This is a genomic window from Paracoccus simplex (assembly GCF_042648325.1).
GTDB lineage: Bacteria > Pseudomonadota > Alphaproteobacteria > Rhodobacterales > Rhodobacteraceae > Paracoccus > Paracoccus simplex.
Map to the genome: position 1 here is coordinate 1 of NZ_JBHRXE010000065.1, position 13,052 is coordinate 13,052.

At 66.4% G+C, this 13,052-nt stretch carries 16 protein-coding genes and 1 tRNA gene; 7 read left to right on the forward strand and 10 right to left on the reverse strand.

Features of this window, described 5'->3' with window-relative positions; genetic code table 11:
* Positions 1–160: 160 nt before the first annotated feature.
* A complete protein-coding gene (locus tag ACFOMP_RS19270) occupies positions 161–364 on the forward strand; it encodes a hypothetical protein (RefSeq protein WP_379033579.1) in 204 nt (67 codons plus the stop codon).
* Between the two features lie 4 nt (positions 365–368).
* On the opposite strand, the gene ACFOMP_RS19275 is transcribed toward ACFOMP_RS19270, so the two are convergent.
* Both ACFOMP_RS19275 and ACFOMP_RS19280 read right to left on the reverse strand, forming a co-directional pair.
* Positions 369–752: a hypothetical protein gene (locus tag ACFOMP_RS19275; RefSeq protein WP_379033582.1), complete on the reverse strand. Its 384-nt coding sequence runs from the start codon at positions 750–752 to the stop codon at positions 369–371.
* A 176-nt stretch (positions 753–928) separates the two neighbouring features.
* Positions 929–1,012, reverse strand: a tRNA-Tyr gene (locus ACFOMP_RS19280).
* 164 nt (positions 1,013–1,176) lie between these two features.
* Between ACFOMP_RS19280 and rlmB the strand changes: the two genes are divergently transcribed.
* From rlmB to ACFOMP_RS19295, 3 genes are all read left to right on the forward strand, one after another.
* On the forward strand, positions 1,177–1,974 hold the full coding sequence (rlmB, locus tag ACFOMP_RS19285) for a 23S rRNA (guanosine(2251)-2'-O)-methyltransferase RlmB (protein ID WP_289895504.1): 798 nt from the start codon (positions 1,177–1,179) through the stop codon (positions 1,972–1,974).
* A gap of 134 nt (positions 1,975–2,108) precedes the next feature.
* Positions 2,109–2,486: a YHS domain-containing (seleno)protein gene (locus ACFOMP_RS19290; RefSeq protein WP_289895505.1), complete on the forward strand. Its 378-nt coding sequence runs from the start codon at positions 2,109–2,111 to the stop codon at positions 2,484–2,486.
* A gap of 186 nt (positions 2,487–2,672) precedes the next feature.
* Complete coding sequence (locus ACFOMP_RS19295) at positions 2,673–3,125, forward strand: CoA-binding protein (RefSeq protein WP_379033586.1); 453 nt, start codon at positions 2,673–2,675, stop codon at positions 3,123–3,125.
* 64 nt (positions 3,126–3,189) lie between these two features.
* Here the strand turns inward: ACFOMP_RS19295 and ACFOMP_RS19300 are convergent, their stop codons facing one another.
* Positions 3,190–4,209 (reverse strand): ribose-phosphate pyrophosphokinase, encoded by a 1,020-nt coding sequence (locus ACFOMP_RS19300; protein ID WP_289895507.1) that lies wholly within the window; start codon positions 4,207–4,209, stop codon positions 3,190–3,192.
* 81 nt (positions 4,210–4,290) lie between these two features.
* On the opposite strand from ACFOMP_RS19300, the gene ACFOMP_RS19305 reads away from it, so the two are divergent.
* Both ACFOMP_RS19305 and ACFOMP_RS19310 read left to right on the forward strand, forming a co-directional pair.
* On the forward strand, positions 4,291–4,890 hold the full coding sequence (locus ACFOMP_RS19305) for a 2-hydroxychromene-2-carboxylate isomerase (protein ID WP_379033589.1): 600 nt from the start codon (positions 4,291–4,293) through the stop codon (positions 4,888–4,890).
* Entirely contained in the window at positions 4,887–5,657 is a 771-nt protein-coding gene (locus tag ACFOMP_RS19310; protein WP_379033592.1) for an alpha/beta fold hydrolase, read from the forward strand. The genes ACFOMP_RS19305 and ACFOMP_RS19310 overlap by 4 nt, the downstream gene beginning before the upstream one ends.
* A 5-nt stretch (positions 5,658–5,662) precedes the next feature.
* Here the strand turns inward: ACFOMP_RS19310 and ACFOMP_RS19315 are convergent, their stop codons facing one another.
* From ACFOMP_RS19315 to ACFOMP_RS19345, 7 genes are all read right to left on the reverse strand, one after another.
* Entirely contained in the window at positions 5,663–6,013 is a 351-nt protein-coding gene (locus ACFOMP_RS19315) for an H-type lectin domain-containing protein (RefSeq protein ID WP_019353698.1), read from the reverse strand.
* A 99-nt stretch (positions 6,014–6,112) separates the two neighbouring features.
* Positions 6,113–6,559, reverse strand: a complete 447-nt coding sequence (locus ACFOMP_RS19320) for a F0F1 ATP synthase subunit epsilon (protein WP_289895510.1) — start codon at positions 6,557–6,559, stop codon at positions 6,113–6,115.
* Between the two features lie 9 nt (positions 6,560–6,568).
* Positions 6,569–7,993: a F0F1 ATP synthase subunit beta gene (gene atpD, locus ACFOMP_RS19325; RefSeq protein WP_289895511.1), complete on the reverse strand. Its 1,425-nt coding sequence runs from the start codon at positions 7,991–7,993 to the stop codon at positions 6,569–6,571.
* Between the two features lie 18 nt (positions 7,994–8,011).
* Positions 8,012–8,884, reverse strand: coding sequence for a F0F1 ATP synthase subunit gamma (locus ACFOMP_RS19330; RefSeq protein ID WP_289895512.1), 873 nt, complete (start codon positions 8,882–8,884; stop codon positions 8,012–8,014).
* A gap of 12 nt (positions 8,885–8,896) precedes the next feature.
* Positions 8,897–10,432 carry a F0F1 ATP synthase subunit alpha gene (atpA, locus tag ACFOMP_RS19335; RefSeq protein WP_379033597.1) on the reverse strand — a complete coding sequence of 512 codons (1,536 nt, stop codon included), beginning with the start codon at positions 10,430–10,432 and terminating at the stop codon, positions 8,897–8,899.
* Positions 10,432–10,998, reverse strand: a complete 567-nt coding sequence (locus ACFOMP_RS19340) for a F0F1 ATP synthase subunit delta (RefSeq protein ID WP_379033600.1) — start codon at positions 10,996–10,998, stop codon at positions 10,432–10,434. Before ACFOMP_RS19340 ends, atpA begins: the two co-directional genes overlap by 1 nt.
* Before the next feature lie 281 nt (positions 10,999–11,279).
* Positions 11,280–12,101, reverse strand: a complete 822-nt coding sequence (locus ACFOMP_RS19345) for a class I SAM-dependent methyltransferase (RefSeq protein ID WP_379033603.1) — start codon at positions 12,099–12,101, stop codon at positions 11,280–11,282.
* Positions 12,102–12,152: 51 nt separating this feature from the next.
* Here ACFOMP_RS19345 and gloB point away from each other — a divergent pair, with 51 nt between their 5' ends.
* A complete protein-coding gene (gloB, locus tag ACFOMP_RS19350; protein ID WP_379033606.1) occupies positions 12,153–12,899 on the forward strand; it encodes a hydroxyacylglutathione hydrolase in 747 nt (248 codons plus the stop codon).
* The last annotated feature ends 153 nt before the right edge of the window (positions 12,900–13,052 follow it).

The following is a 13,052-nucleotide window of genomic DNA, read 5'->3' on the forward strand; positions in this document are numbered from 1 at the left end:
CACGACATTGCGCTGCTGGCCGAGGAATTCCCCGCTGGTCAGATCGCGCACCAGCGTCTCGCGCGGCCAGCTGTCCAAGCCGATCGCCGGCATTCATCTTCTGTCGGGCTGGATCCGGGGCCGGTCCTCGAAAGTCCAGGCCGCGGCGATAAACGAATTGATGACCAAGGCCATGGACGATCCGGCGCTGGCGGCCGCGCTGCTGCGCAAATACAACCCGCATGACACCCAGGTCATGGGGCGCCGGCTGCTGCGCAAGTTCGGGGCGCGGGTGCCGCACCTGGCCAACATCGTGAACGAGGAATTGGGCGGCTACAGCCCCGAGGACCAGGCGTTTGACGCCTTCATCGGGGCCGAAGACTAAAAAACTAGGGCTGATCTTGAACGGGGATGATAATGCGGCGAAGATCGTGGTTTCGGTCTGACCGGTGAAAGCCCCCGCGCGAATGGCTGAATGCCACAAAGACCTTGGCCGACGGTTCGTTATCTGTTTCCCGCCAGTCCGTCACCTGGCCCCCCGTCGGATCGATATGGCGGGCAACATGCCAAACCTCTTGAACGACGTAGATGTTTTCCGAGAACCCTTCGCCATAGTCAGGGGCGCCGTAGGCCGTGATAACGATCCTTTCGCCAGCCGCTGGTAGCGCGGCCACCCGGAAGTTGCCCAGCGAAATGTCGTCTTGAAATTCATAATCTTCGCCGTCGCTTTGCTTTACATAGGTTCGAGCTTCCCACACTTCGACATTAAGCATCTTCACCCCCTGCTCACGGCCCCGCGAACACGGACCGAGATCAGAATCACACCATTTTCAACCAAAGCCAATACAGGCGTAACCAAGCGGGGCGCTTACATATTGCTTACACAGCCGCGCTTACATGAAGCAGCCGAAGCGGCGCCACCGTCCCGTAATTTATTGAAAAGATTGAGTGGTGGGCGACCCTGGAATCGAACCAGGCATGGGTCTCCCCGGCGGAGTTACAGTCCGCTGCCGCACCTTGCAGCACGTCGCCCGCCGAACGCTCTCGGCGTGAGGGGGTGATTAGCCCGGCCGGATCAGGGCGTCAAGCGGTGCGCGGCGAGTTTTTTGCGCTTTCCCGAACCTGCCCGGTCGAAGCCGGAAAACTTGCATTCGGCAGCGAATTCTGCGCAGTCGAGACAAGAACGGGGATTGCGACATGGCAGAGAAAGCTCAGAAATCCAAAAAGCCCGCCTGGGTGATCGACAAGGAACGCGCCCGCCGCGCCGCTGCGGCCGAAACCGTCTGGCTGTTCGGCCTGCACGCGGTGCGCGACGCGCTCGCCAATCCCAAGCGCGAGAAGCTGCGACTCGTCGTCACCCAGAACGCTCTCGACCGGTTGGGGCCCCTGCCCGGCGATGTCGTGCCCGAGATCACCGACGCCCGGGTCTTCGACCGCAGCGTCCCGCTGCCGCCGGAAAGCGTGCATCAGGGCGCCGCGCTGGAGGTGAAGCCGCTGAAATGGGGCAGCCTGACCGATCTGGCCCTGTCGGGGCCCGGCCGGCCGCTGCTGGTGGCGCTGGACCGGGTCACCGATCCGCATAACGTCGGGGCGATCCTGCGCTCTGCCGAGGTGTTCGGCGCCCGCGCGGTCATCGCGCCCTCGCGCCATGCCGCGCCCGAAACCGGCGCCCTGGCCAAGACCGCCTCGGGCGCGCTGGAGCGCCAGCCCTATCTGCGTGTCACCAACCTGGCCGATGCGCTGATCGAGCTGCAAGGCATGGGCTATGCGGTCCTGGGCCTGGACGGCACCGGAGAGGACACTCTGCCCGAGGCGCTGCAGGACCTCTCGGGCCGGCCGATCTGCCTGGTGCTGGGCGCCGAGGGCCCCGGCCTGCGCGAGCGCACGCGCGAGACCTGCGACCGCATCCTGCGCATTCCCTTCGCGGCGGATTTCGGCTCGCTCAACGTCTCGAACGCCGCGGCGGTGGCGCTCTACGCCGCCTCACGCTGTTGAGCGCCGGGATCACATCGCTGCTAGAACCCGCCCGGCTTGGTTGAGAATCGCCGATCGATTTGCCAGATGCTGAGAAGCGCCCAGCATCTTCGGTCATCATGATTCGCCCGTTCCTTGTCAGTCTGCTGCTTTTCATGCCCGTTTCTTCGGCGATGGCGCAGGATTGGGCACTGGACGGCATGGATCCGGTCTCCTACTGGGCCGAAAATGCCGCGGTGCCGGGACGTTCGGACCTGGTGACGCTGTGGCGCGGCAAGGAATGGCATTTCGCCAGCGAGCAGAATCGCAGCCTTTTCGAAGCCAATCCGGGGGCTTACGCGCCCGGCCTCGGCGGGCTTTGCGTGGTGGCGCTGTCCGAAGGCCGGTCCGAGCCGGGCAATCCGCGCTATTTCGTGGTCATCGGCCAGCGCACCTATTTTCTGCGCACGGAACAGGCGCGTCAGCGGCTTCTTGCCGATCCGCAGCATGTGCTGATGCGGGCAAAGGCGTTCTGGACGCGGACGAATCCGTAAGATCTTCACATTTTTGCGAGAGGGGTGGAACCTTTTGGCCACGGTTCCCATTTATTTACCGAACATGACCACGGAACGGTCATGTTCAGATCACTGTCCCTCGTTCCGCGACTTGCGCCCGGCCAGACCTCTGGACCGGGCGCTTTTTCCATGCCACTTTCGGTTGAGATCTTGGGGGAGGATCAGATGAACCTGGCAGTACTTCGCGATATCGGCACGTCGCCGGTCGATGAGGACATTTCCCGCATCGCCCGGAGCACGCGCTGCATCGCCATCGTCGGCCTGTCGCCGAACGAGGCCCGACCATCCTGGGGTGTCGCCCGCTATCTGAAATCGCAGGGCTACCGGGTGATTCCGGTCAATCCCGGCCATGCTGGCGGCACCATCCTTGACGAGCTTGTCTATGCCGACCTGCGGGCCATTCCGCATGAGACCGGCGTGGACATGGTGGACATCTTCCGCCGGTCCGAGGCGGTGCCCGGCATCGTCGACCAGGCGCTGTACAGCCTGCCGCGGCTGCGCACGATCTGGATGCAACTGGGCGTCAGCCATGCGCTGGCCGCGAATCGGGCGCGGGCAAAGGGGCTGACGGTGATCGAGGATCGTTGCCCCAAGATCGAATTCCCGCGCTTCCTGTGACACGAGAAAGGCCCCGGCTGGTTACCGGGGCCTTGAGCCATGGACGGGCCGAGACGGCCCAGGGTCAGATACCCGAATAGAGCCCCTCGTAGATCGGCCCCAACGTGTCCACCTCGAACAGCGAACTGACCGAGGTGCCGTTCCAGATGTTCAGGATCGCCTGGGCAAACATCGGCGCGGTCGGCACGATGCGGATGTTCGAGGCGGATTTCACCTTCTCGGTCGGCTCGATCGAATCGGTGATGACCAGCGATTTCATCACCGAGCCCTGCACCCGCTCGACCGCGGGGCCGGACAGGACACCGTGGGTGATGTAGGCATGCACCTCGGTCGCGCCGTGCTCGGTCAGCACCTGCGCCGCCTTGCAAAGCGTGCCGGCAGTGTCGCAGATGTCGTCGACGATGATGCAGGTCTTGCCGGTCACGTCGCCGATCACCGTCATCTCGGCGATTTCGCCCGGTTTCTCGCGGCGCTTGTCGACGATGGCCAAGGGCGCGCCGATGCGCTGCGCCAGTTCCCGCGCCCGCGCCACGCCGCCCACGTCGGGCGAGATCACCATCAGATCCGACAGCCGTTCGCGGAAATGGTGCTTGATGTCCAGCGCAAAGACCGGCGCGGCATAAAGGTTGTCCACCGGAATGTCGAAGAAGCCCTGGATCTGCGCCGCGTGCAGGTCCAGCGTCAGCACCCGGTCCACGCCCGCCTCGGTCAGCAGGTTGGCCACCAGCTTGGCGCTGATCGGCGTGCGGGCCTTGGCGCGGCGGTCCTGGCGGGCATAGCCGAAATAGGGAATCACCGCAGTGATGCGCGCCGCCGACGAACGCTTCAGCGCATCCGTCATGATCAGCAGCTCCATCAGGTTGTCATTGGCCGGGTTCGAGGTCGGCTGGATGATGAACATGTCCTCGCCGCGGACGTTCTCATAGACCTCGACGAAGATCTCCTGGTCGTTGAAACGCTCGACCCGCGCCTCGATGGGGGCGACGTTCATCCCGCGATGCATCGACATGCGCCGGGCGATGGCATTGGCCAGAGGCCGGTTCGCATTCCCCGCGATGAGCTTCGGTTCGGTCATGGCCGGCATGGGCTTTCCCTGTCTGGATTCGTGCGATTGCACCCCGCTTAGCACCGGGCTAGCTTGCCCGCAAACCCCGGAGGCACACTCATGGCGCATATCGACTATTACTTCGGCACACCCAGCCCCTGGGCCTATCTGGCCGGGGACCGGCTTGAACGGATCGCCGCCCGCCATGGCGCGTCGATCACCTACAAGCCCGTGGACCTGATGCAGCTTTTCGACCGCACCGGCGGCGTGCGGCCGGCGAACCGCCACCCCTCGCGGATGGAATACCGCGCCCAGGAGCTGCGGCGCTGGTCCCAGCATCTGGGCGCGCCCCTGAACCTGAAACCCGCCTTCTGGCCGGTGAACCCGGCGCCCTCCTCCTATGCCATCATCGCCGCGCAACAGGCCGGCGGCGGCGACCTGCCGGGGCTGGTGCAGGGCTTCCTGCGCGGGGTCTGGGCCGAAGATGCCGACATCGCCGACGATGCGGTGATCCGCGCCAAGCTCGCCGCCGCGGGCTTCGACCCCGATCTTGCCGACAAGGGCCTGTTCGTCGGGGCCGAGACCTTCGGCCGCAATCTGGAACAGGCGGCCGAGGCCGGCGTCTTCGGCTCGCCCTTCTATGTGGTGCGCGACAGCGGCGAGCGGTTCTGGGGCCAGGACCGGCTGGATTTCCTCGACCGGTATCTGGCCGGCCTGTGAGCGCGCTGCATCTGAGGCATTGGCCGGGGGCCGAGGAGCGCCCGGCCCTGGCGTTGCATTGCATGATGGGCAATGCCGGCTATTGGAAGCCGATCGCCGCGGATCTGCGTCATCGCGTGCGGATCGCCGCGCCCGACCTGCCCGGTCATGGCCAGAGTCCCGACTGGGCCGGCGGACCGCCCGACTACCATACCTTCGTGACCCGCGCGGCGGCGGCACTGATCGACCGCCCGCTGGATCTGATCGGGCACAGCATGGGCGCCACCGTCGCCCTGCGCATCGCCGTGGCGGCGCCCGAGGCGGTACGCAGCCTGACCCTGATCGAACCGGTGCTGTTCGCCGCCGCGCCCGAGGTCATGAACGATGCGCTTCTCGACGATGTCGCCGCCCGGCTTGCCGCCGGCGCCGATGCCGAGGCGGCACAGGTTTTCCTGGGCGTCTGGGGCGGGCTCGACTGGCAATCCCAGACCCCTGCCGGCCAGGCCCGGCTGACACGGCAGATCCATCTGGTGCAGGCCAGCAACGAGGCGCTGCGCCAGGACAGTGCCAATATCCTGCGCGAGGGCGGGCTGGAAGCCATCGACGCCCCGGTGCTGATCGTCATGGGGGCCGAGTCGCCGCCGGTGATCCCGGCCATCGCCGACGCCCTGGCGGCGCGGCTGCCGGATGTCGGGCGCGCCCGTGTGCCGGGGGCCGGACACATGCTGCCCATCACCCATCCGCGGCAGGTGGCCGAGCTGATCGGGCTGAACCTCGACCGCGCCTGAGCAGATCAGTCCGGATCCCAGTCATCCTCGTGCCGGACCGGGCCGATGGCCATCCAGCTGGCCCGCACCCGGGCGACGCGGGTGTCGCCCCAGGTGCGGAACTGCAGCTCGAACCCGTCGGTGGTGATGTGGGCCGCCTGGATGTCGGCACGCTGATTGGCGTTGCGATCCACGTCCCACATGCTCAGCCCGACATGCACGACCGGGGGTTCGGCAAAGCTCTCGTCGAAGCGCACGCGCTGGACCTCGACCCGCGCCCCCTGCCCGGTCCACATCGGGCCGCCGCTCTCGAAAGCCGAGAACATCTCGGTCGAGCCATTGGCGACACCGACGGCGAAATGGCCAAAACGTCTCAAGTCCCGTTCCTCTCCCCCAGCGATATGGAATGACCAGAGAACGAATTAATAAAGCCCCGGAACCTCCGGGGCTTGTTATCTTTTTAGACAATACCCGCGTCAGTGCGGAAAATTTGCCTGGTTCGGATCGAGCCCGATATGGGTGCCGAGCGCCTCCATGTCGGCCAGCAGCTTGACCGCCGCGGCGACCAGCTCCTCTCCGGCGGATTCGCGCTCCTTGGCGGCCTGCACGCGACGATGCGCCTGGGCCATCATCTCGTTGAAGACCTCCTGCGTCATCTCGGCGCGGGGATGCCCGCGCTCGGCCAGCAGGGTGACGGATTCGTTGTTGATCTCGGCGAAGCCGCCGGTGACCGCGAATTCCGTCTCGGACCCGTCGCCCGCCACCACGGTCACCAGACCGGGGCGCAGGTTGACGATGGCCGGCGCATGGCCGGGCATCGCCGTCAGGTCGCCATCGGCGCCGGGCAGGCGCACCTCGCGCACCGGGACGGAAACCAGGTTCCGTTCCGGCGAGACGAGGTCGAACTGCATCGTGTCGGCCATGTCGCCCCCTTATGCCGCGTCAGCGGCGAGACGCTGAGCCTTGGCTTTCACATCCTCGATGCCGCCGACCATGTAGAAGGCCGCTTCCGGCAGGTGGTCGTATTCACCGTTCACCACCGCCTTGAACGACTTGATCGTGTCCTCCAGCGGCACCTGCACGCCGTCCGAGCCGGTGAAGACCTTGGCGACGTCGAAGGGCTGCGACAGGAAGCGCTGGATCTTCCGGGCGCGGGCCACGGTCAGCTTGTCCTCCTCGGACAGTTCGTCCATGCCGAGAATGGCGATGATGTCCTGCAGCGACTTGTATTTCTGCAGGATGCCCTGCACCGCGCGGGCGGTGTTGTAATGCTCATCACCCACGACGGCCGGGTCGAGGATCCGCGAGTTCGAGTCGAGCGGGTCCACGGCCGGGTAGATGCCCAGTTCCGAGATCGCGCGCGACAGAACCGTCGTGGCGTCGAGGTGGGCGAAGGTCGTGGCGGGCGCCGGGTCGGTCAGGTCGTCGGCCGGAACGTAGACGGCCTGGATCGAGGTGATCGAGCCGCTCTTGGTCGAGGTGATGCGTTCCTGCATCGCGCCCATGTCGGTGGCCAGCGTCGGCTGGTAGCCCACGGCCGAGGGGATGCGGCCCAGAAGCGCCGACACTTCCGAACCCGCCTGGGTAAAGCGGAAGATGTTGTCGACGAAGAACAGGACGTCGGTGCCGGTGGCGTCGCGGAACTGCTCGGCCAGGGTCAGGCCGGTCAGCGCGACGCGCATCCGCGCGCCCGGAGGCTCGTTCATCTGGCCATAGACCAGGGCCACCTGCGATTCCGCCAGGTTGTCGGGCTTGATGACGCCCGATTCGACCATCTCGTGATACAGGTCGTTGCCTTCACGGGTCCGCTCGCCGACGCCGGCGAACACCGAATAGCCCGAGTGCACCTTGGCGATGTTGTTGATCAGTTCCATGATCAGAACCGTCTTGCCCACGCCGGCGCCGCCGAACAGGCCGATCTTGCCGCCCTTGGAGTAAGGGGCCAGCAGGTCGATGACCTTGATGCCGGTGACCAGGATCTCGGACGCGGTCGCCTGCTGGGCGAAGTCCGGGGCCGGCTGGTGGATGGCGCGCTTCTCGGTCGCCTCGATCGGGGCGCCTTCGTCCACCGGCTCGCCGACGACGTTGATGATGCGGCCCAGGGTCGCGTCGCCCACCGGAACGGTGATCGGGCCGCCGGTATCGCGCACCGGCAGACCGCGGACCAGACCTTCGGTCGCATCCATGGCGATGGTGCGGACGGTGTTCTCGCCCAGGTGCTGGGCCACTTCCAGCACCAGGCGCTTGCCGTTGTTCTCGGTTTCCAGAGCGTTCAGAATCGCGGGAAGCTGCCCGTCGAACTGCACGTCGACCACGGCGCCGATCACCTGCGTGATTTTTCCTTTGGCCTCTGCCATGTGTTTAACCCCTACGTGTCAGAGCGCCTCTGCGCCCGAGATGATTTCAATCAGTTCCTTGGTGATCGCGGCCTGACGCGAGCGGTTGTACTCGGTGGTCAGACGGTCGATCATGTCGCCGGCATTGCGCGTGGCGTTGTCCATGGCGGTCATCCGCGCGCCCTGCTCGGAGGCGGCGTTTTCCAGCAGCGCCGCGAAGACCTGCGTCGCCACCGAACGCGGCAGCAGGTCGTTCAGGATCGCATGCTCATCCGGCTCGTAATCGTAGAGCGCCGAGGCCGCGGCCTCGCCCTCCTCGACCACGGCGGGAATGACCTGCCGGGCGGTCGGAACCTGGCTGATGACGGATTCGAAACGGTTGTAGAACAGCGTGGCCACGTCGAACTGCCCTGCCTCGAACCGGTCGAGAATCTCGTCGGCGATGGCGCGCGCATTGTCATAACCGATGCGCTTGACCTCGCTGAGATCGACGTGATTCACGAAGAGATTGCCGTATTCGCGCTTGAGCTGCTCGCGGCCCTTCTTGCCGACGGTCAGGATTTCCACCTGCTTGCCCTGCGCCTGCAGGTCCAGCAGGCGCTGGCGGGCGAGCTTGACGATGGACGAGTTGAACCCGCCCGCAAGCCCGCGCTCCGAGGTCATCACCACCAGCAGGTGGCGGCGGTCTTCGCCGGTCCCGGCCAGCAGCCGCGGCGCCATGTCCGAGCCGGCCGCTGCAGCGGTCAGCCCGGCCATCACCGTGGACATCCGGTCGGCATAGGGACGCGCCGCCTCCGCCGCTTCCTGCGCCCGGCGCAGTTTCGCGGCGGCGACCATCTGCATCGCCTTGGTGATCTTGCGCGTGTTCTTGACGCTGCCGATCCGGTTCTTGAGATCCTTGAGGCTGGGCATCTATCCCTCCCCTCAGGCGTAGGTCTTGGCGTAACCGTCCAGCGCCGCCTTGATCGCATCCTCCAGATCGCCCGCCACTTTGCGGTCGTTCCGGGTCATGTCGTCCAGCAGATCGGCCTTCTGGTTGCGCAGGTACTGGATCAGGCCCTGTTCCCAACGGGTCACGTCGGCAACCGGAATGCTGTCCAGATAGCCCTTGGTGCCGGCATAGATCACGATGACGATCTCGGCGTTGGTCAGCGGCGAATATTGCGGCTGCTTCATCAGCTCAGTCAGGCGCGCGCCGCGGTTCAACAGCTTCTGCGTCGCGGCGTCGAGGTCCGAGCCGAACTGCGCAAAGGCCGCCATCTCGCGATACTGGGCCAGTTCCAGCTTGACCGGACCGGCGACCGATTTCATCGCCTTGGTCTGGGCGGCCGAGCCGACGCGCGACACCGACAGACCGGTGTTCACGGCCGGGCGGATGCCCTGGAAGAACAGTTCGGTTTCCAGGAAGATCTGGCCGTCGGTGATCGAGATCACGTTGGTCGGAATATAGGCCGACACGTCGCCCGCCTGGGTTTCGATGATCGGCAGCGCGGTCAGCGAGCCGGCGCCGTTGTTCTCGTTCAGCTTGGCCGAACGCTCCAGCAGGCGCGAGTGCAGGTAGAACACGTCGCCCGGATAGGCTTCGCGTCCCGGCGGACGGCGCAGCAGCAGCGACATCTGGCGATAGGCCACGGCCTGTTTCGACAGGTCGTCATAGATGATCAGCGCATCCATGCCGTTGTCGCGGAAATATTCGCCCATGGCGGTCGCCGAATAGGGCGCCAGGTATTGCATCGGCGCCGGGTCCGAGGCGGTCGCGGCCACCACGGTGGTGTAGGCCATGGCACCGGTCTCTTCCAGCTTCTTCACCAGCTGGGCCACGGTCGAGCGCTTCTGGCCGACGGCGACATAGATGCAGTGCAGGGTCTTCATGCCATCGGCCTCGCGGCCGTTGTAGTTCTGCTGGTTCAGGATGGTGTCCAGCGCGATGGCGGTCTTGCCGGTCTGGCGGTCGCCGATGATCAGCTCGCGCTGGCCGCGGCCGACGGGGATCATCGCGTCCACCGACTTCAGGCCGGTCGCCATCGGCTCGTGCACCGATTTGCGCGGCATGATGCCAGGCGCCTTGACGTCGGCGATGGCCATGATCGGGTCGGCGATCGGGCCCTTGCCGTCGATCGGGTTGCCCAGCGCATCGACGACGCGGCCCAGCAGGCCCTTGCCGGTCGGGACTTCCACGATGGCGCCGGTGCGCTTGACGGTGTCGCCTTCCTTGATCGAACGGTCGTCGCCGAAGATCACGACGCCGACGTTGTCGGTTTCAAGGTTCAGCACCATGCCGCGGATGCCGCCCGGGAATTCGACCATCTCGCCGGCCTGAACCTTGTCCAGGCCGTAGACGCGGGCGATGCCGTCCCCGACGGACAGCACCTGCCCGACCTCGGCCACCTCGGCGTCCTGACCGAAATTCTTGATCTGATCCTTAAGGATGGCCGAGATTTCGGCAGCCTGGATTCCCATTATCCGACCTCTTTCATAGCATTCTGGAGGGAGGCGAGCTTGGAGCGGATCGAGCTGTCGATCATCTGCGAGCCCAGTTTGACGATCATGCCGCCGATGAGGCTTTCATCGACGCGCGCGTTCAGTTTCACCTTCTTGCCCGATTTCACGGCCAGCGTGTCCGCGAGACGGGTCTTCTGCTCGTCGCTCAACGCCTGGGCGCTGACCACGTCGGCGGTGACCTCGCCGCGCGCATCGGCGATCAGGCCGCGCAGCCGGTCGATGAACTGCGGCAGGGCGAACAACCGGCGGTTTTTCGCCATCAGCCGCAGCGTGTTGGCCAGTTCGGGCGACAGGCCCATGCGCTCGGCCAGAGTGCCGATCGCCGCTTCCTGCTGCTGGCGGTCGTAAAGGGGCGAGACGGTCAGATCGCGCAGATCCTTGCTGGCGTCATAGGCCAAGGCCAGATCATCGATCTGGCTGGACAGGGCGTCGATGCCACCCGCATCCCGGACCAGGTCGAACAGGGCCTGTGCGTAACGCCCGGCGATATCAGCGGAAATCGAAGCGGAATTGGCCACGGTCATCCTTCCGGTTAGCGCAAGCTCCGCTGGCGGGCCGGCTGGCGGGCCGGTCAGTCGCGGAGCGCGGGTCAAGGGTCGGCCCTGGCATGGATCGGGCTGAGGCCTTCCCGAAAATCTGCGGCGTCTCTAGCAGGTGATTTTCGCTGCCGCAACCGCCTTGAACACGGAAATGAGAGTGTTTCGGTCCTTAGGTATGGCGAGTTTTCCGCCGATTGCGCAAACAGCCGCGGCGCATGGCTTCTCGCGCGGGTGCGCGTGGGCGCGATATGGATTTCGGGCCGGGGTCAGGTCGGCCGAGGATTCGCCCCGCCGCGCCCCGGACCGCCGTCGGGACCGCGGGCGGCCCGCCCGGCGCCCTGCCCCGCCGGCCGCGGCCGGGCGATGCCCTCGAGCACGTCGAGCGGGCTCGGCACGCTGACCTTCCGGCCGCGGCCGACCGGCGCCTGAACCTGTTTGGTGAACTCGGTCAGCACCACCCCGGCGACCAGCACCTGGCTGATGCGCAGCCCGGTCCGTTCCCACATCTGGGCGCTTTTCAGCCAGAACCGCCGGTCCGAGGGCGGGATGTAAAGCGCTGCCCCCGTCCGCTCGGGCACGAAGCCGGCCGCGCGGGCCTGCGCCTCGAGCTGGCCGGCGGTGTAGCTGCGCCCGAAGCCAAAGGGCGTGGTCTCGGACCGCGCCCAGAGCCCGGCGCGGTTCGGCCCCATGACCAGCATCCGCCCGCCCGGCCCCAGCACCCGCCAGGCCTCGTCCAGCAGCACCGCGGGATGATCGGCGGTCTCCAGCGCGTGCAGCAGCACCAGCCGGTCGACGCTGCCGGTGTCCAGCGGCCAGGCGGCTTCCTCGCACAGGACCGAGCAGTTCGGCATGCCGGCCGGCCAGGCCATTACCCCCTGCGGCCCCGGCATCAGCGAGACGACGCGCCGCGCCCGCGCCAGATAGGGCCGCAGCAGCGGCGCCGCGAAGCCGTAGCCGGCCACGGTCATGCCCTGCACCTGCTCGGGCGGCCACAGGCCGGTCAGCCGGTCGCGCAACACCCGCTGCACGACCCGCCCCAGCGCGCGGGTATAATAGAACTTCCGTAGCTCATAGACGTCGTGATGCATTGCGCCTCCGGCTTCGCGAGGCCAGACTGCGGCAAAGTGAGGAATTTGCCAATGCCGCTGGAACTCGTCCCCGTCCGCTGCCTGACCGACAATTACGCCTGGCTGCTGCATGGCAATGGCAGCACGGCGCTGGTCGACGCCCCCGAGGCGGCGCCCATCCTGGCCGAGCTTGCCGCCCGGGGCTGGTCGCTGGACCTGATCGCCCTGACCCATCACCATGCCGACCACATCCAGGCGGTGCCGGAACTGGTCGGGGCGACCGGCGCCCGGGTGCTTGGCAATGCCCAGGACGCCGCCCGTCTGCCGCCGCTCGACCAGCCCGTCCGGCCGGGCGGGCGTTTCGCCCTTGCCGGCGAGGAAGCCGAGGTGATCGACGTGTCCGGCCACACCATCGGCCATGTCGCCTTCCATCTGCCGGCATCGGCCATGGTCTTCACCGCCGACAGCCTGATGGCGCTGGGTTGCGGCCGGCTGTTCGAGGGCGATGCCGCGATGATGTGGGCCTCGCTTTCGCGTCTGAACGCGCTGCCGGGCGAAACCCTGGTCTGCTCGGGGCACGATTATTGCCAGGGCAACGGCGCCTTTGCGCTGTCCGTCGATCCCGACAATGCCGCTTTGCGGCAAAGGCTGGCCGAAACCGCTGCGGGCGCGCGGCCCTGCGCCCCCGCGACCCTGGCCGAGGAACGGGCGACGAATCCTTTCCTGCGCGTGGCGGAATTGCGCGATTCCCTTGGCCTGCAAGGCCGATCCGATGCCGGGGTCTTTGCCGAGTTGCGGGCGCGCAAGGACAGGTTCTAGGCCGCTCCGCAGCGGAGGCAAGGAAAATCTGCCTTGCCGCGACATTCATCCGATCGGCGTGGCCGGCAGGGATCCGATGCTTGAAATTTCCCCGGCCGATCATCACATCTGCCTCAACCGCCGGAAATTCGGCACGAGCGAAAGCAAATACCG